Source organism: Phytopseudomonas seleniipraecipitans (assembly GCF_900102335.1).
Classification (GTDB): domain Bacteria; phylum Pseudomonadota; class Gammaproteobacteria; order Pseudomonadales; family Pseudomonadaceae; genus Aquipseudomonas; species Aquipseudomonas seleniipraecipitans.
In genome coordinates, this window is the sequence record NZ_FNBM01000007.1 from 45,798 (window position 1) to 62,107 (window position 16,310).

The following is a 16,310-nucleotide window of genomic DNA, read 5'->3' on the forward strand; positions in this document are numbered from 1 at the left end:
GATGGCTAAGCCGCGGTACGGCGGATGACCATCAGGTGGGGGCGGCATAGGAAAACTTCAAGTCATTGGTCGATCAGTTCGACATGCACGATGTCCGCCTCCGGCATGGCAAAGCGAGCTTCGCCCGAGCCGTTTAGGCGCTGCCTGAGAATAACCTGGCCCTGTTCCAACCCAGCGAACTGTCCCTGAATTGCACTGCCCTTTTCGCTATACACGCGCATGGGCTGATTGACGAAGCGTCGCGGCTCACTGAGCAGGCGAGCCATGGAGAAATCGCGGCGTAGATCGACGCTACTGGCCGGTTCAACTGGTGCGGTATGTTCAGCAACTGGCGCCGCAGATGCCTGGTCAGCCATTGGCGGCAATGCGGCAAACTGATCGTCATCCACCCGCCAACCGTGCTGTGGATGCTTGCTTAAACTCACCGGCAGCCTCTGTTCACGGCCGTCGATACGTGCCTGAACGTCGAGCATCAGATGAGTCCCCGACACGCTGGGTACAGGCGACGAAAGCTGCACATCACGGCTCTGGAACCTACGCTGCAGGTAGTCACCGAGCACAAAGGCCACGGTATCGCCAGAGTCGACGGAGCGATCGACCTGCCCATTGTAGTAGCGCAAGCCGTTGTGAAAGACCTCGACCGAGCCGCTCAGCGTGGTCTCGAACTGCGGCGGCAGGACCAGATGGAAATCCCCAACCAACAGATTCGGCGCCTCGGGCCTGAGCCCAAGGTGCAATGTATAGCCGCCTTTGACTTGGCGTGCCTCGGGCAAGTCCTGCCCCGGTGACAACCAGCTCAGTTCGATTTCCGGCAATGGCCCCTGATCGTCGGGTAGAACATCCATCCGCAGCCCCTGCTCGGCAAGCGGCAGGCCGCGGATGATCAACTCGCGGCGCGCAAAGAAGTCCTGCCCCTCACGCAGGCTAAGCACGCCGTCGACAAGCTCGCCTTCTCTGGGTGCAAACGGCTCACCATTAAGATGACCGTTAAGCTGGATATGCAATGCGCCTGGCGCCTGCTGCTCGGGTTGCAGCCATCGCAAGCTGACAATCGCCTCCAGGCGCTGCGGGTCTTGGGCAGCCATCACCGCCAGCCCCACTACCAGCGGAATCATGCCTAACGCGCAGCAGCCCAGCGCGTGCTTGGCCTTGCTCCAATGGCGAGCGATGAACAGCAGCGTCAGGGGCGGCAGCAAACATGCCCAGCCCCACAACAAGCTGGTAGCGAAACCACGCATCACCAACAACACCAAGCCGATAAGAATCATCAGCAGGCCGCCCAGGATGAGCAACGCGTCCATTCAGTTTCCTTAATTCAATTGCCAGAGGCGCTACCAAATGCGACGTACTGACGTACGCATCGGCGGATGCGCTGCCACGATAATCATCGACGTGCACTCAATCCATCGCGATGACGGGTTTTTTCCAGATTTGTGACACGCCCTGAATTGGGGTTTTGCACAGTTACGGAGCATCAGCGGACACATGATGCACAAAGGAAGTGAACTTATAGCCCCCTCGACGTCTCGAAAAACGGTAATGGTATTTATCCCAAGGAGACGCACAACCATGCAAAAATCAGTCGCTTACGCCTTCATGCTGGCTGCCACGCTGGGCCTTGCGGCCTGTGACAAGCCGTCCGAAAACAAAGCCGAAGATGCTCAGGAAGCTCGCACCGAAGCTCAGGAGTCGATGAACGACGCCGCTGAGGAAAGCAACGAAGCTGCGCAAAAAGAAGCCGAGGCCGCTCAGGAGCGTGCAGACGAGCAGCAGGAAAACTCGCAGCAAAGCATGCCGGAAGACAGCGCCCCTGGTGATACCTCTGTACCGGCCACGCCGCCAGCGGTACCGACCGAGCCAGGTGCTCCTGCTGACCCAACCAAGCAGCAGTAACGCGTTTTGCATTATCCGCAGCGTGCTGCGGATAATGCCTCCTGCAGCCCCATCGCTAGATGGCAGGCGTCAGCATCAATAGCAAGCTACATACCAGCCCCACCATCCAGACAACACTTCTCTGCCAATGCATATCTGCCCAATAGCACAGCAGATAGAGCACGCGCGCGACCACGAACGCTACGGCCAGCCAATCGACCAGCCATCCGCTGCTCTGCGTGACATGCGCCATCAATACCCCTGCCGCAAATAATGGGAATGCCTCGATACTGTTCTGGTGAGCAGCCAGTGCGCGTGCGCCAAAACCACTGAGACGCGCCTGCTGGGCACGCGGATTGTTATTGTCGTAACCACCGCCCTCCTCCTTCATGGCCTTGGCAAGCGGCGCCTTCGCCACGTAAATCAGCAGCGCGCTGATGAACACGCACCAGAATGGAATACTCATTCAGTCTTCTCCTTGGCCGGCTCGAAGGTCGGCGTTTGTGTGTACACCATCACTTCCAGGACATCGGAGTGAAATTCTCGGCGGTACAGCACCACCACGACGCCTGCGCTAACCAGCATGAAGAACCAGGGGTTGATGAACCAGGCCAGGGTGGCCATGCCGAAATAGTAGGCGCGCAGACCGTAGTTGAACTGGTTGGCCGCCATCGAGATGACCCGTGCAGTTCGCTCGCCGAAGGCTTTGCGTTCCTGCTCGGTGACATGCCGCTCACCAATCATCGGTGCCGAGCCTACGAGTACGGCCGCGAAGTTGTACTGGCGCATACACCAACTGAATGTGAAGAAGGCGTAGACGAACACCACGCCCAGGCACAGCAGCTTCGCCTCAGACATGCTGCGGCTCGCGCCCTGCACGAACGGCAGATCAGCCAGCAACGACACTGCTCGGTCCGACGCTCCCAGCACGGTAAGAATGCCAGCCAGAATGATCAGCGTGCTGGAGGCGAAGAACGATGCGTTACGTTCCAGGTTACCGATCACGTTGGCGTCAGCGATGCGGTTGTCGCGCAGTAGCATGCGGCGCATCCAGTCTTCGCGATAAAGGTGCAACACGCTGGCCAGGCAGGGCGTGGTACGCCCCTTGGCTTGTGCGTAGCGGGTATAGCCGCCCCAGCAGAAGACAAACCAGAGGACAGCTAGCAGATGAGGCAGATAATCTTCGCTGATAGGCATGCAGGCTCCTTGTAATGCTGGAGCGATTATAGACCTGGGAGACATGAAAAAGCCGCTCAAGCGAGCGGCTTCCAGTACACCTGCAACAGCTTATGCCGCTGCGGTCTGCCTGCTACCGAGCACGCGGTCGATGATCGCCGCAAGCACCAGCGTCACCAGCACCGGCACCAGCCAGCCCAGACTTTGCGCGGCAAATGGCAGCTTGCCGAAGTAACCCGGAACATACGCGCTCCAGCCTGCTGCTCCCATGCCGTCGGCAATGCCGAATACCAGCGTTACGGCCATCACTGGCACGAAGACCCGAGACTGCGACAGCCAGAAACGGTTGGCCAGGCTCAACGCCACCAGCACGATAGCGAGCGGATAAAGCCCCACCAGTACCGGCACGGAAACGCTGATCAATTGAGTCAGCCCTTGGTTAGAGACCGCCAGGCTGAACACTGCCAAAACAATCACCACCGCGCGGTACGGAACCTTGAGCAGATCGCCGAAGAACTCGCCGCATGCCGTGAGCAGGCCCACCGCAGTCGTCATGCACGCCAGGATGATGACCACTGCCAGAAGCAGGGAGCCGGTCGAGCCAAACGTCTGGTTCACGTAGGTGGTGAGAATCTGCCCGCCGTTCTCGGCACCGGCAGCCAGTGCATGGCTGGTTGCACCCAGGTAGAAGAACGACAGATACACCAGCGACAGCGCAACGGCTGCGATGATGCCGGCAATTACGCAGTAACGAGTGATCAGGCCGTCGTTGGTGATACCACGCGCCCGAATGGCATTGGTGATCACGATGCCGAATACCAGAGCGCCAAGGGCATCCATGGTCAAATAGCCCTGCAAAAACCCTTGCACCAGTGGCTCGCTGCGATAAGCGCCTGTCGCAGGGCCTACTTCACCCACGGGAGCGAATACCGCAACGCCGCCCAATACGATCAGCGCAACAATAAGCACCGGGGTAATGAACTTGCCGACACGGTCAACCAGGCGGCCAGGATTGAGCGAAAGGAACAACACCGCTGCAAAATACACCGCGGTGTACACCAGCAGCGCCATGGGACTGTTGCCGACAAAGGGCTGCATACCGATTTCGAACGATGCAACGGCTGTGCGTGGCGTGGCAAACAGTGGGCCGATGGCCAGGTACACCGCCACCGCCAAGGCAATGCCCGCCCAACGGCCCAGCGGCGTCGTGAGCATTGGCAGCCCCCCACCGACACGCGCGAGGGCGACGACCGTGAGCAACGGTAAACCCACACCGGTCAATAGAAAGCCGATCGCCGCAGGCGCGATGTTCTCGCCAGCCGCCATGCCCGCACTGGGCGGGAAGATGATGTTGCCCGCGCCAAGAAACAGCGCAAACGTCATGAAACCAAGCGCCAGGAGATCCAGGCCTTTCAAGCGAGTCATAAGGGAAATACCACAGGCAAAAATATCGAGGAGGTCGTGAAGGTTTCCATCGGGATCAGGGGAAACATTGACCAGGCTTGTGGCCGGGCCGTTAGCGCGCTGTTCGTCTGCTTCTGGCAGGTGCAACGCAAGGGGGCGCCATGTTAACCAAAATCGACTGGCAACTCGAAATTGGCGGATCAGCTGTCGATCCTCTGTACGTTCACGTCGCGCATACGAAAAAGGCCACCCGAAGGTGGCCTTTTTACAGTCAAAACGCTTTAGAAGCTGTTCATGGTCTGCTGCGCGTCAGCCCTGCGGCGTCTGGCTCGGAATGCTCATTTACACCAGTAAACTGCGCTTCCTCGCTGTTTTGCCTTGCAGGGCTCTAGCTCGCGAGATCGTGAACACGTTCTTAGGCTTTCTTGACTTCCCAACCGGTCAGCTCGGCCAAGGCCTTACCGATGTCAGCCAGGGAACGCACGGTTTTCACGCCTGCGTCCTGCAGTGCAGCGAATTTCTCGTCTGCAGTGCCTTTGCCGCCGGAAATGATGGCGCCAGCATGGCCCATACGCTTGCCCGGAGGAGCAGTCACACCAGCGATGTAGGAAACTACAGGCTTGGTGACGTTGGCCTTGATGTAGGCAGCCGCTTCTTCTTCAGCCGAACCGCCGATCTCACCGATCATGACGATCGCTTCGGTCTTCGGGTCTTCCTGGAACAGCTTCAGGATGTCGATGAAGTTGGAGCCCGGGATCGGGTCGCCACCGATGCCCACGCAAGTGGACTGGCCGAAACCGGCGTCAGTGGTCTGCTTGACGGCTTCATAGGTCAGGGTGCCGGAACGCGACACGATGCCTACTTTGCCTGGCAGGTGGATGTGACCCGGCATGATGCCGATCTTGCACTCGCCCGGAGTGATAACGCCTGGGCAGTTAGGACCGATCAGGGTAACGCCCAGCTCGTCGCAAGTGACCTTGGCATCCAGCATGTCCAGGGTAGGAATGCCTTCGGTGATGCACACGATCAGCTTGATGCCGCCGAAAGCAGCTTCCAGGATCGAATCTTTGCAGAACGGAGCCGGAACGTAGATGACCGAAGCGTCAGCGCCAGTCGCTTCCACAGCTTCCTTCACAGTGTTGAACACTGGTAGGTTCAGGTGGGTAGTACCGCCTTTACCTGGAGTCACGCCGCCAACCATCTTGGTGCCGTAGGCGATGGCTTGTTCGGAGTGGAAGGTACCTTGCGAACCAGTGAAACCCTGGCAGATAACCTTGGTGTCTTTATTGATCAGGACGCTCATTACTTGCCCTCCGCAGCTTTGACGACTTGCTGAGCAGCGTCGGTCAGGCTGGTTGCCGCGATGATGTTCAGGCCGCTTTCGGCCAGGACTTTGGCACCCAGTTCAGCGTTGTTGCCTTCCAGACGGACGACAACCGGAACCTTGACGCCGACTTCCTTCACTGCACCGATGATGCCTTCGGCAATCATGTCGCAACGAACGATACCGCCGAAGATGTTCACCAGAACGGCAGCAACGTTGCTGTCGGACAGGATGATCTTGAAGGCTTCGGTCACGCGCTCTTTGGTTGCGCCGCCACCTACGTCGAGGAAGTTGGCTGGCTTGCCGCCGTGCAGGTTGACGATGTCCATGGTACCCATGGCCAGGCCAGCACCGTTGACCATGCAGCCGATGTTGCCTTCAAGGGCAACGTAGTTCAGTTCGAACTTGGCAGCGTGGGCTTCACGGGCGTCGTCTTGCGACGGGTCGTGGAAGGTCTTCAGCTTCGGCTGACGGTACATGGCGTTAGCGTCGATGTTGATCTTCGCGTCCAGGCAGTGCAGGTCGCCGTCGGCCTTGATGACCAGCGGGTTCACTTCCAGCAGAGCCAGGTCGTGATCCTTGAACAGCTTGGCCAGACCGACGAAGATCTTGGCGAACTGAGCAACTTGCTTGCCTTCCAGACCCAGCTGGAAAGCCAGCTCGCGACCCTGGAACGGCTGAGCGCCGACCAGCGGATCGATAGTGGCCTTGAGGATCTTCTCAGGAGTTTCGTGAGCGATCTTCTCGATGTCCACGCCACCTTCGGTGGAAGCCATGAACACGATACGACGGCTGGAACGGTCAACGACCGCGCCCAGGTACAGTTCCTTGGCGATGTCAGTGCAGGACTCGACCAGGATTTTGGTGACAGGCTGACCATTGGCGTCGGTCTGGTAGGTCACCAGACGCTTGCCCAGCCAGTTGGCAGCGAAAGCCTTGGCGTCTTCCTTGCTCTTGACCAGTTTCACACCACCCGCTTTACCGCGGCCACCAGCGTGTACCTGAGCCTTGACGACCCACTCGGTACCACCGATTTTTTCGCAGGCTTCTGCTGCTGCTTCCGGGGTGTCTACGGCGAAGCCCTTGGATACGGGCAGGCCGTATTCAGCGAACAGCTGCTTACCCTGATACTCGTGAAGATTCATGCTTGTCTACCGTTTTCGTTTAGGTATTGCGCATCGGCGCTGCACTTGCGTGCCGCACCACCTGTGACTGCCTCAAGGCAGTCCGGCGCACATTCCGCGTGTAGGCTGAGCCTGCGCGGGCCATGCACCGTGGTTCTGCTTCGCGAAAAATCGTCTGCACGACGCCGGCCAACAGGCCGGCACCAGACGAACGACTTCTTAGCGTTTCTTGCGGTTGGCAACGTGAATTGCGCCGCCGTTTACTGCGAGCGCTGCTTCGTGCAGAGCTTCGGACAGGGTCGGGTGCGAGAAGACCATCATGCCCAGGTCTTCAGCGCTGGTGCCGAATTCCATACCGATGGCGCCTTGCTGCACCAGCTCTGCCGCGCTTGGGCCGATCACGTGTACACCCAGAACGCGGTCAGTGTTGGCATCGGCGATGACCTTGACGAAACCACCGGTGTCGTTGGCAGCCATTGCGCGGCCGCTGGCAGCGAACGGGAAGGTACCGACGTTGACTGCAACGCCCTCACCTTTCAATTGCTGTTCGGTCTTGCCGACCCATGCAATTTCCGGGTGGGTATAGATGACCGAAGGAATCAGGTCATAGTTCATCTGCGCCTTGTGACCGGCGATACGCTCGGCAACCATCACGCCCTCTTCCGAGGCCTTGTGGGCGAGCATCGCGCCACGCACCACGTCACCAATGGCATAGACGCCAGGAACGCTGGTAGTGCACTGGTCGTCAACGAAGATGTAGCCACGCTCGTCCAGATCAACGCCGCTGTCCGAGGCCAGCAGATCGCTGGTAACCGGGCGACGGCCAACAGCAACGATCAGCTTGTCGAAAACGATCTTCTGCTCGCCTTCGGAATCGGTGTAGTTGACGGTGACTTCTTCGCCCTGCACGTCGGAGCCGGTGACGCGCGCGCCCAGCTTGATCTTCAGACCTTGCTTGGTCAGGGTCTTCAGCGCTTCTTTGGCAATCGCCTCGTCAGCGGCCGGCAGGAACTTCTCCAGCGCTTCCAGTACGGTCACTTCAGCGCCCAGACGAGCCCAGACCGAACCGAGCTCCAGACCAATCACACCCGCACCGATCACACCGAGGCGCTTGGGCACCGCCTGGAAGTCCAGAGCACCGGTGGAGTCAACGATGACATTCTGGTCGACCGGAGCCGGTGGAATATCGATCGGGCGCGAGCCGGATGCCAGGATCACATTGTCGGCTTCTACGATGGAGGTATTGCCTTCGCGGTCAGTTACTTCCACTTGCTTGCCGGCCAGCAGCTTGCCGTGGCCTTCCAGCAGGGTCACGCCATTGGCCTTGAACAGGGTGGAAACACCGCCGGTCAGGTTCTTGACGATAGTGTTCTTGCGGCCAACCATGGCCGGAACGTCAATGCTCACGCCACCGGTAGTAATACCGTGAACGCTGAAGCTCTCGTGGGCTTCGTGGAATTTCCAGGAGCTGTCCAGCAGCGCCTTGGAAGGAATGCAACCGACGTTCAGGCAGGTACCGCCCAGGGCGAGCTTGCCTTCCTTGTCCTGGTACTTCTCGATGCACGCGGTCTTCAAACCGAGTTGGGCAGCCTTGATGGCGGCAACGTAGCCGCCAGGGCCGGCACCGATGACTACCACGTCGAATTTCTGGCTCATAAAAAAGATTCCTTTTAGCTTCAAGCTTCGAGCTCAGGTGCAGACGCGGGCCTTGTGGAACCCGCCATCTGCTACCCGCAGCCGTTTAGATGTCCAGCAACAGACGAGCTGGGTCTTCCAGCAGGTTCTTGATGGTCACCAGGAAAGTCACGGCTTCTTTACCGTCGATCAGGCGGTGATCATAGGACAGCGCCAGGTACATCATCGGACGAATGACCACCTGGCCATTCACCGCAACCGGACGCTGAATGATGTTGTGCATGCCGAGGATTGCAGCCTGCGGCGGGTTGACGATCGGCGTCGACATCATCGAACCGAAGGTGCCGCCGTTGGTGATGGTGAACGTGCCGCCAGTCATCTCTTCGATGGACAGCTTGCCGTCGCGAGCTTTCTTGCCATAGGCAGCGATGCCGGCTTCGATATCGGCCAGGCCCATGGACTCGGCGTTACGCAGAACCGGTACCACCAGGCCGCGATCGCTGGAAACGGCAACGCCGATATCCTGATAGCCATGGTAGACGATGTCGTTGCCGTCGATCGAGGCGTTGACCGCTGGCAGGCGCTTCAGCGCTTCGGTAGCCGCCTTGACGAAGAAGGACATGAAGCCCAGACGAGTACCGTTGTGGGTCTTCTCGAACTGGTCTTTGTACTTCGAACGCAGCGCCATGATTTCCGACATGTCGACTTCGTTGAAAGTAGTCAGCATGGCCATGTTCGACTGTGCTTCGACCAGACGGCGTGCAACGGTGGCACGTACACGGGTCATCGGTACGCGCTTCTCGGTGCGCTCGCCAGCGGCGGCGACAACCGGGGCAGCGGCGGCAGCAGCTGGCTTGGCAGCTGGTGCGTTCTTCTTGGCTTCAACGGCTGCGACCACATCTTCCTTGGTCACGCGCCCGCCTTTGCCCGAACCACTGAGGCTGTTAGGGTCGATGCCGTTTTCTTCAGCGATCTTGCGCGCCGCTGGCGACAGCAGTTGGTCATCGCCATCGGCAGCAGGTGCAGCGGCTTGCGCCGGGGCGGAGGCGGCTTGAGCCGGAGCGGCGGCCGGAGCAGCAGCGCCGCCTTCGGTCAGCGTGCCGAGTACTTCGTTGCTCAGGACGGTGTCGCCTTCGTTCTTGACGATTTCGGCAACCACACCATCGGCCTCGGCCAATACTTCGATCACGACTTTGTCGGTTTCGATGTCAACGATCAGCTCATCGCGCTTCACCGCTTCGCCCGGCTTCTTGTGCCAAGTGGCCACGGTGCCGTCGGCGACCGATTCCGGGAATGTAGGGGCTTTGATCTCGATAGCCATTGTGTTCTGTTCCTTAAATTCGGTTTGTTCGAGAAGGCGGTCTCAATCGGACCGCCTCCTTCGCGATGGCGTTAAACGGTGAAGGCATCCTGCAGCAGTTTTTCCTGCTGCTCGGCGTGCATCGAAGCGTAACCACAAGCAGGAGCAGCGGAGGCATCACGCCCTGCATACTCGAGCACCAGAGCCTTGTTATGCGCAGTAGCGACACGACGCATATGGTGCTGGCTGCAATACCAGGCGCCTTGGTTCATCGGCTCTTCCTGACACCAGACGACATGCTTGAGGTTCTCGTAGCTAGCGAACACTTCATTCAGGTCATCTTCCGGGAACGGATAAAGCTGCTCGATACGCACAATGGCGATATCGCTGCGGCCTTCGGCGCGGCGCTTCTCCAGCAGGTCGTAATAAACCTTGCCGCTGCACAGAACCAGACGCTCGACCTGTTTCGGGTCGACGGCATCGATTTCCGGGATCACGGTCTGGAAAGAGCCTTCGGCCAGATCTTCCAGCGTCGACACGGCCAGCTTGTGGCGCAGCAGCGACTTCGGCGTCAGCACCACCAGCGGCTTGCGCAGCGGGCGGATAACCTGACGACGCAGCAGGTGATAGATCTGTGCCGGCGTGGTCGGTACTGCCACCTGGATATTGTGCTCGGCGCACAACTGCAGGTAACGCTCCAGACGTGCGGAGGAATGCTCCGGGCCCTGTCCTTCATAACCGTGCGGCAGCAACATGGTCAGGCCGCACAGGCGACCCCACTTGGTCTCGCCACTGGAAATGAACTGATCGAAGACCACCTGGGCGCCGTTGGCGAAGTCACCGAACTGAGCTTCCCAGATCACCAGCGCGTTCGGCGTGGTGGTGGCGTAACCGTATTCAAATGCCAGGACGGCTTCTTCCGACAGGAACGAGTCGTACAGGTCGAAACGCGGCTGACCTTCATACAGGTTCTGCAGCGGCAAGTAAGCAGTGCCGTCCTTCTGATTGTGCAGCGCCGCATGGCGGTGCGAGAAGGTACCGCGGCCCACGTCCTGACCGGTGATGCGGATCGGATGACCTTCAACCAGCAAGGTCGCGTACGCCATGGTTTCGGCGTAGCCCCAGTTCAGCGGCAAGCCGCCGGCGCCCATCTTGGCGCGGTCTTCATAGATCTTGGTGACCTGGCGCTGGACGACGAAGCCATCCGGAGTCTCCAACAGTTTGCTGGACAGCTCCTGCAGGGTCTTCAAATCGAAGCGGGTGTCATGACGCGCGGTCCAGGCATGACCCAGGTAGGGGCGCCAATCGACGAACAATTCCTTGTTCGGCTCTTTGACCAGGCTCTTGACCACATGCTGACCGTTATCCAGTGCGGTGCGGTACTCATCGACAGGGGCCTGCACGGCTTCAGCCGACAGGCGTCCGGCGCTGGTCAACGCTTCGGCGTACAGCTCACGGGTAGTGCGCTGCTTGGCGATCTGCTGGTACATCAGCGGCTGGGTACCACTCGGCTCATCGGCCTCGTTGTGGCCGCGACGGCGGTAGCAGACCAGATCGATGACCACGTCACGCTTGTACTGCATGCGGTAATCGACAGCCAGTTGAGTAACGAACAACACGGCTTCCGGATCATCACCATTCACATGGAAGATCGGCGCCTGGATCATCTTGGCGACGTCGGTGGCGTATTCGGTAGAACGCGCATCGTCGGCACGGTTGGTGGTGAAACCCACCTGGTTGTTGATCACGATATGGATGGTGCCGCCCGTCTTGTACGCACGGGTCTGCGACATCTGGAAGGTTTCCATGACCACGCCCTGACCGGCGAAGGCTGCGTCACCGTGGAGGGAAATCGGCAGGACCTTGTCACCAACGGCATCGTTGCGACGATCCTGACGAGCACGTACGGAACCCTCTACCACCGGAGACACGATCTCCAGGTGAGACGGGTTGAACGCCAGCGCCAAGTGAACTTCGCCACCGGTGGTCATCACGTTAGACGAGAAACCCTGGTGGTACTTCACGTCACCGGAGCTCAGGCCTTCGACTTTCTTGCCTTCAAACTCGTCGAACAGGTCGCGCGGGTTCTTGCCGAAAGTGTTGACCAGTACGTTCAGACGACCACGGTGGGCCATGCCGATGACGATTTCCTTGGTGCCGTAGGAACCACTGCGCTGGATGATCTCATCGAGCAGCGGAATCAGGCTCTCGCCACCTTCCAGACCGAAACGTTTGGTACCCGGGTACTTGGTGCCCAGGTACTTTTCCAGACCTTCAGCGGCAGTCAGACGCTCCAGCAGGTGCGCCTGCGCCTCGGCAGATACCTGAGGACGACCACGCACGCTTTCCAGGCGCTGCTGGAACCAGCTGCGCTGCTCGGAATCGGTGATATGGGTGAACTCGGAGCCGATGGTGCGACAATATGTCTGCTGCAACGCATCGCGGATTTCCCGCAAAGTTGCTTCTTCTTTGCCGATTGCCAGACCACCCGTGCGGAAGGTGGTATCCAGATCCGCGTCGGTAAGACTGTAATGGCTGATCGACAGATCAGCAGGAACAGAACGCTGCCACAGCCCAAGCGGATCGAGCTGGGCCGCTTGGTGGCCACGCATGCGGAATGCCTGAATCAACCGCAACACTTCGACCTGCTTCTTCTCGTGTTCGCTGCTTACAGTACCGGCTGAAGCCGGCTGCGCGCGGCGCTGGTTTTTAGCCAGCAACACGAAATGATCACGAATCGTGGAGTGCGATACGTCGTTGGCGGTGCTGCCCTCTGATGGCAACTTATCGAAATAAGTGCGCCATTCTTCCGGCACAGCGTTGGGATCGTGCAGGTAGAGCTCGTAGAGCTCCTCCACGTAGGCAGCGTTACCACCGGATAGGTGGGCACTGTCCCACATGCGCTGCATCACGCTTTCTTGCATGCTTGGTCACCCTCGGTAAGGGGACACCACCGGCAAGGATACCGACTGGCTTGCTAAGTCATGTAAGCGACTTCGACAAAGCCACCAAGAATCCTGCAGATAGTCCGGGCACCAGCCCGAATGCCCCTGCTGGTCGTCATATTTTTCGTGTTAGGCCGTCGGCGGCTAGACCGGCGTCCTGGCTATACTGCAACACCGACATGAAGTCGGTGTTGCAGGCGTTGCGGGTCAAGCTAAAGAGCTATGGATCAAGTACCGCTCTGCAGCAGCATGTTGCGTACGTGACCGATTGCCTTGGTCGGGTTCAACCCTTTGGGGCAAACGTTCACGCAGTTCATGATGCCGCGGCAGCGGAACACACTGAATGGATCATCCAAAGACGCCAATCGTTCCGCGGTCTTGGTATCTCGGCTGTCAGCCAGGAAGCGATAGGCTTGCAGCAGCGCGGCCGGGCCCAGGAACTTGTCCGGGTTCCACCAGAACGACGGGCAGCTGGTCGAGCAGCACGCGCACAGAATGCACTCGTACAGGCCATCCAGCTTCTCGCGTTCAACCGGCGACTGCAGGCGCTCGATAGCCGGCGCCGGCGTGTCGTTCTGCAGGAACGGCTGCACCTTCTCGTACTGCTTGTAGAAGATGCTCATATCGACGACCAGGTCACGAATAACCGGCAGGCCGGGCAGCGGGCGAATCACCAGCTTATTGCCTTTGACCACGCCAGAGATCGGCGTGATGCATGCCAGGCCGTTCTTGCCGCTGATGTTCATGCCATCGGAACCGCAGACGCCTTCACGGCAGGAACGGCGGTAGGAGAAGCCTTCGTCCTGTTCCTTGATGAGGGCCAGTACGTCGAGCACCATCAGGTCCTTGCCGTCGATTTCGACGTCGAAGTCCTGCATGAACGGTGCCTTGTCGACTTCCGGGTTGTAGCGATAAACGCTGACTTTCAAGCTTTTGCCAAGAGACATGGTAGCCACCCTTAATAAGTACGAACTTTGGGTTCAAATGCCGGGACTGTCTTCGGCGAGAAGTTGACGTCACGCTTGGTCACGCGCTTCTCACCCGGGAAGTACAGGCTGTGGCACAACCAGTTGGTATCGTCACGGTCCTCGTAGTCTTCACGGGCATGCGCGCCGCGGGACTCGGTACGGGTATCCGCTGCGATAGCAGTGGCTTCGGCGACTTCCAGCAGGTTCTGCAACTCCAGCGCTTCGATGCGCGCGGTGTTGAAGGCCTGGCTCTTGTCAGCAATCTTGACGTTGGCGATACGCTCACGCAGATCGGCCAGCTGGGTGATGCCCTTCTTCATGTATTCGCCGGTACGGAATACGCCGAAGTAGTTTTGCATGCACTGCTGCAGTTCCTTACGCAGCGGCGCGACTTCTTCGCCGGTGCTGCGCTCGTTGACGCCCGACAGGCGCTTGAGCGACAGCTCGATATCGGTCTCGCTGGCACCGCGGACTTCCACGCCTTCTTTCAGCGCTTTTTCCAGGTGCAGACCAGCGGCGCGGCCGAACACAACCAGGTCGAGCAGCGAGTTGCCACCCAGACGGTTAGCGCCGTGTACCGATACGCAAGCCACTTCGCCCACGGCGAACAGGCCTTCGATGATGCGATCAACGCCGTTGGCGTCCTGGGTGATGGCCTGACCATGAATGTTGGTGGCAACGCCGCCCATCATGTAGTGGCAGGTTGGGATCACTGGAACAGGCGCGACAACCGGGTCAACGTGAGCGAAGGTCTTGGACAGTTCGCAGATGCCAGGCAGGCGGCTGTGCAGCACTTCTTCACCCAGGTGGTCGAGCTTCAGCAGTACGTGGTCCTTGTCAGGGCCACAACCGTTGCCGGCAATGACTTCCTTGACCATGGAACGGGCCACTACGTCGCGACCGGCAAGGTCTTTGGCGTTGGGCGCATAACGCTCCATGAAACGCTCGCCATGGGCGTTGATCAGGTAGCCACCCTCACCACGGCAGCCTTCGGTGACCAGTACACCCGCGCCGGCGATACCGGTTGGGTGGAACTGCCACATCTCGATGTCCTGCACCGGCACGCCAGCACGCAGCGCCATGCCGATACCGTCACCGGTATTGATCAATGCGTTGGTGGTCGAGGCGTAGATACGGCCTGCACCGCCAGTAGCCAGAACCACGGCTTTCGAACGGATGTAAACGGTTTCGCCGGTTTCGATGCAGATGGCGATGACGCCGACGATGGCGCCGTCCTGGTTCTTGACCAGATCGACCGCGTACCATTCGTTGAGGAACGAGGTGCCAGCCTTCAGGTTGGCCTGGTACAGGGTGTGCAGCAGGGCATGACCGGTACGGTCGGCAGCGGCGCAGGTACGCGCAGCCTGAGTCGGGTTATCCGGGCCTTTGGACTGGCCACCGAACGGACGCTGATAGATGCGGCCCTGCTCGGTACGGGAGAACGGCAGGCCCATGTGCTCGAGTTCGAACACCGCTTCCGGGCCGACGGAACACATGTATTCGATCGCGTCCTGGTCACCGATATAGTCGGAGCCCTTGACGGTGTCGTACATGTGCCAGCGCCAATCGTCGTTCGGATCGTTCGACGCGATGGCGCAGGTGATACCACCCTGGGCCGAAACGGTGTGCGAACGGGTCGGGAAGACCTTGGTGACCACTGCGGTCTTGTGACCGCCTTGCGCCAGCTGCAATGCAGCGCGCATACCGGCACCGCCACCACCGACGATGATGGCGTCATAGGAAAGAGTACGAATGCTAGTCATGAATCAGAAACCCCAAAGAATCAGCACGCCCCAGACGAAGAACACGAACATGGCAATGCCACACGCGGCCTGGAACAGAAAACGCACAACAGTGGCCCACTTGCCCAGCGCGGTCGGCGTCAGGTAGTCAGTGGAGATCGTCCACATGCCAACCCAAGCATGAGCGCCCAGCGCGACGAGGGTCAGCAAACTGAAGATGCGCATTGCATTATTGGAGAACAGACCATGCCATTCGGCGTAGCCCATGCCCGGATTCAGGAGGATATAGCCCAACAGAAACAGGACATAAGCCGCGAGAACGACTGCAGAAACGCGCTGTGCCATCCAGTCATAGAGGCCCGAACGCGACAAATTAGTGACATTAGTTACCATATCCACACCCCCAGCAGCACAATCACGATCGCCGACACGACGAGTACGATTTTGGAACCCAGCTTGCCGCCTTCCAGCGTCTCACCGACTCCAGCATCCATGATCAAGTGGCGCACACCGGCCACCAGGTGGTACAGCAGAGCGGACAAAAGTCCCCAGATCACGAACTTGGCCAGCGGGCTGGTCAAGCATTCTTTCACCTGAGCGAAGCCTTCTTCCGATGACAGCGATTTGTCGAGCCCGAACAGCAGCACGGCAATGCCGAGGAAAAGGATGACACCCGATATACGGTGAAGAATGGACGTGTAAGCAGTGACTGGGAGTTTTATCGTCCGAAGGTCTAAGTTTACAGGTCGTTGGCTATTCACGGCTTTATTTATCACACTGAGAGCCCCAGCTATCAGGGCTGAGTTGTCGGGAAGCGCAC

At 59.2% G+C, this 16,310-nt stretch carries 14 protein-coding genes; 1 reads left to right on the top strand and 13 read right to left on the bottom strand.

Going from position 1 to position 16,310, the window contains the following annotated elements; translation table 11 throughout:
* Positions 1-62: 62 nt before the first annotated feature.
* The gene (locus tag BLS60_RS15175) at positions 63-1,301 is read right to left on the bottom strand and encodes an MFS transporter (RefSeq protein ID WP_092369598.1); all 1,239 of its coding nucleotides are present in this window, start codon (positions 1,299-1,301) and stop codon (positions 63-65) included.
* 268 nt (positions 1,302-1,569) lie between these two features.
* On the opposite strand from BLS60_RS15175, the gene BLS60_RS15180 reads away from it, so the two are divergent.
* Positions 1,570-1,893 (top strand): hypothetical protein, encoded by a 324-nt coding sequence (locus tag BLS60_RS15180; protein WP_070883133.1) that lies wholly within the window; start codon positions 1,570-1,572, stop codon positions 1,891-1,893.
* Between the two features lie 55 nt (positions 1,894-1,948).
* On the opposite strand, the gene BLS60_RS15185 is transcribed toward BLS60_RS15180, so the two are convergent.
* The 12 genes from BLS60_RS15185 to sdhC all read right to left on the bottom strand — a co-directional run bounded on the left by BLS60_RS15185 (position 1,949) and on the right by sdhC (position 16,263).
* Entirely contained in the window at positions 1,949-2,338 is a 390-nt protein-coding gene (locus BLS60_RS15185; protein ID WP_092369600.1) for an MAPEG family protein, read from the bottom strand.
* Positions 2,335-3,069 (bottom strand): DUF599 domain-containing protein, encoded by a 735-nt coding sequence (locus BLS60_RS15190; RefSeq protein WP_092369603.1) that lies wholly within the window; start codon positions 3,067-3,069, stop codon positions 2,335-2,337. Before BLS60_RS15190 ends, BLS60_RS15185 begins: the two co-directional genes overlap by 4 nt.
* 90 nt (positions 3,070-3,159) lie before the next feature.
* Positions 3,160-4,473: a branched-chain amino acid transport system II carrier protein gene (brnQ, locus tag BLS60_RS15195; protein ID WP_092369606.1), complete on the bottom strand. Its 1,314-nt coding sequence runs from the start codon at positions 4,471-4,473 to the stop codon at positions 3,160-3,162.
* Positions 4,474-4,867: 394 nt separating this feature from the next.
* Positions 4,868-5,755: a succinate--CoA ligase subunit alpha gene (gene sucD, locus BLS60_RS15200; RefSeq protein WP_042553712.1), complete on the bottom strand. Its 888-nt coding sequence runs from the start codon at positions 5,753-5,755 to the stop codon at positions 4,868-4,870.
* A complete protein-coding gene (gene sucC, locus BLS60_RS15205; RefSeq protein ID WP_042553713.1) occupies positions 5,755-6,921 on the bottom strand; it encodes an ADP-forming succinate--CoA ligase subunit beta in 1,167 nt (388 codons plus the stop codon). Before sucC ends, sucD begins: the two co-directional genes overlap by 1 nt.
* 198 nt (positions 6,922-7,119) lie before the next feature.
* Positions 7,120-8,556, bottom strand: a complete 1,437-nt coding sequence (gene lpdA, locus BLS60_RS15210) for a dihydrolipoyl dehydrogenase (protein WP_092369609.1) — start codon at positions 8,554-8,556, stop codon at positions 7,120-7,122.
* 85 nt (positions 8,557-8,641) lie between these two features.
* Entirely contained in the window at positions 8,642-9,856 is a 1,215-nt protein-coding gene (gene odhB, locus BLS60_RS15215) for a 2-oxoglutarate dehydrogenase complex dihydrolipoyllysine-residue succinyltransferase (protein WP_092369612.1), read from the bottom strand.
* A 71-nt stretch (positions 9,857-9,927) separates the two neighbouring features.
* On the bottom strand, positions 9,928-12,759 hold the full coding sequence (locus tag BLS60_RS15220) for a 2-oxoglutarate dehydrogenase E1 component (RefSeq protein ID WP_092369615.1): 2,832 nt from the start codon (positions 12,757-12,759) through the stop codon (positions 9,928-9,930).
* Positions 12,760-13,007: 248 nt separating this feature from the next.
* Positions 13,008-13,727, bottom strand: a complete 720-nt coding sequence (locus BLS60_RS15225) for a succinate dehydrogenase iron-sulfur subunit (protein WP_092369618.1) — start codon at positions 13,725-13,727, stop codon at positions 13,008-13,010.
* A gap of 11 nt (positions 13,728-13,738) precedes the next feature.
* Positions 13,739-15,511: a succinate dehydrogenase flavoprotein subunit gene (gene sdhA, locus BLS60_RS15230; protein ID WP_070883125.1), complete on the bottom strand. Its 1,773-nt coding sequence runs from the start codon at positions 15,509-15,511 to the stop codon at positions 13,739-13,741.
* A 3-nt stretch (positions 15,512-15,514) separates the two neighbouring features.
* The gene (gene sdhD / locus BLS60_RS15235) at positions 15,515-15,883 is read right to left on the bottom strand and encodes a succinate dehydrogenase, hydrophobic membrane anchor protein (RefSeq protein ID WP_070883124.1); all 369 of its coding nucleotides are present in this window, start codon (positions 15,881-15,883) and stop codon (positions 15,515-15,517) included.
* Positions 15,877-16,263 carry a succinate dehydrogenase, cytochrome b556 subunit gene (sdhC, locus tag BLS60_RS15240; protein WP_167357677.1) on the bottom strand — a complete coding sequence of 129 codons (387 nt, stop codon included), beginning with the start codon at positions 16,261-16,263 and terminating at the stop codon, positions 15,877-15,879. The genes sdhD and sdhC overlap by 7 nt, the downstream gene beginning before the upstream one ends.
* Between the last annotated feature and the right edge of the window lie 47 nt (positions 16,264-16,310).

Bases quoted from the DNA above. Each gene is read 5' to 3' on its own strand.
- BLS60_RS15175 (WP_092369598.1), bottom strand. From the start codon at position 1,301: ATGGACGCGTTGCTCATCCTGGGCGGCCTGCTGATGATTCTTATCGGC.
- BLS60_RS15180 (WP_070883133.1), top strand. From the start codon at position 1,570: ATGCAAAAATCAGTCGCTTACGCCTTCATGCTGGCTGCCACGCTGGGC.
- BLS60_RS15185 (WP_092369600.1), bottom strand. From the start codon at position 2,338: ATGAGTATTCCATTCTGGTGCGTGTTCATCAGCGCGCTGCTGATTTAC.
- BLS60_RS15190 (WP_092369603.1), bottom strand. From the start codon at position 3,069: ATGCCTATCAGCGAAGATTATCTGCCTCATCTGCTAGCTGTCCTCTGG.
- brnQ (WP_092369606.1), bottom strand. From the start codon at position 4,473: ATGACTCGCTTGAAAGGCCTGGATCTCCTGGCGCTTGGTTTCATGACG.
- sucD (WP_042553712.1), bottom strand. From the start codon at position 5,755: ATGAGCGTCCTGATCAATAAAGACACCAAGGTTATCTGCCAGGGTTTC.
- sucC (WP_042553713.1), bottom strand. From the start codon at position 6,921: ATGAATCTTCACGAGTATCAGGGTAAGCAGCTGTTCGCTGAATACGGC.
- lpdA (WP_092369609.1), bottom strand. From the start codon at position 8,556: ATGAGCCAGAAATTCGACGTGGTAGTCATCGGTGCCGGCCCTGGCGGC.
- odhB (WP_092369612.1), bottom strand. From the start codon at position 9,856: ATGGCTATCGAGATCAAAGCCCCTACATTCCCGGAATCGGTCGCCGAC.
- BLS60_RS15220 (WP_092369615.1), bottom strand. From the start codon at position 12,759: ATGCAAGAAAGCGTGATGCAGCGCATGTGGGACAGTGCCCACCTATCC.
- BLS60_RS15225 (WP_092369618.1), bottom strand. From the start codon at position 13,727: ATGTCTCTTGGCAAAAGCTTGAAAGTCAGCGTTTATCGCTACAACCCG.
- sdhA (WP_070883125.1), bottom strand. From the start codon at position 15,511: ATGACTAGCATTCGTACTCTTTCCTATGACGCCATCATCGTCGGTGGT.
- sdhD (WP_070883124.1), bottom strand. From the start codon at position 15,883: ATGGTAACTAATGTCACTAATTTGTCGCGTTCGGGCCTCTATGACTGG.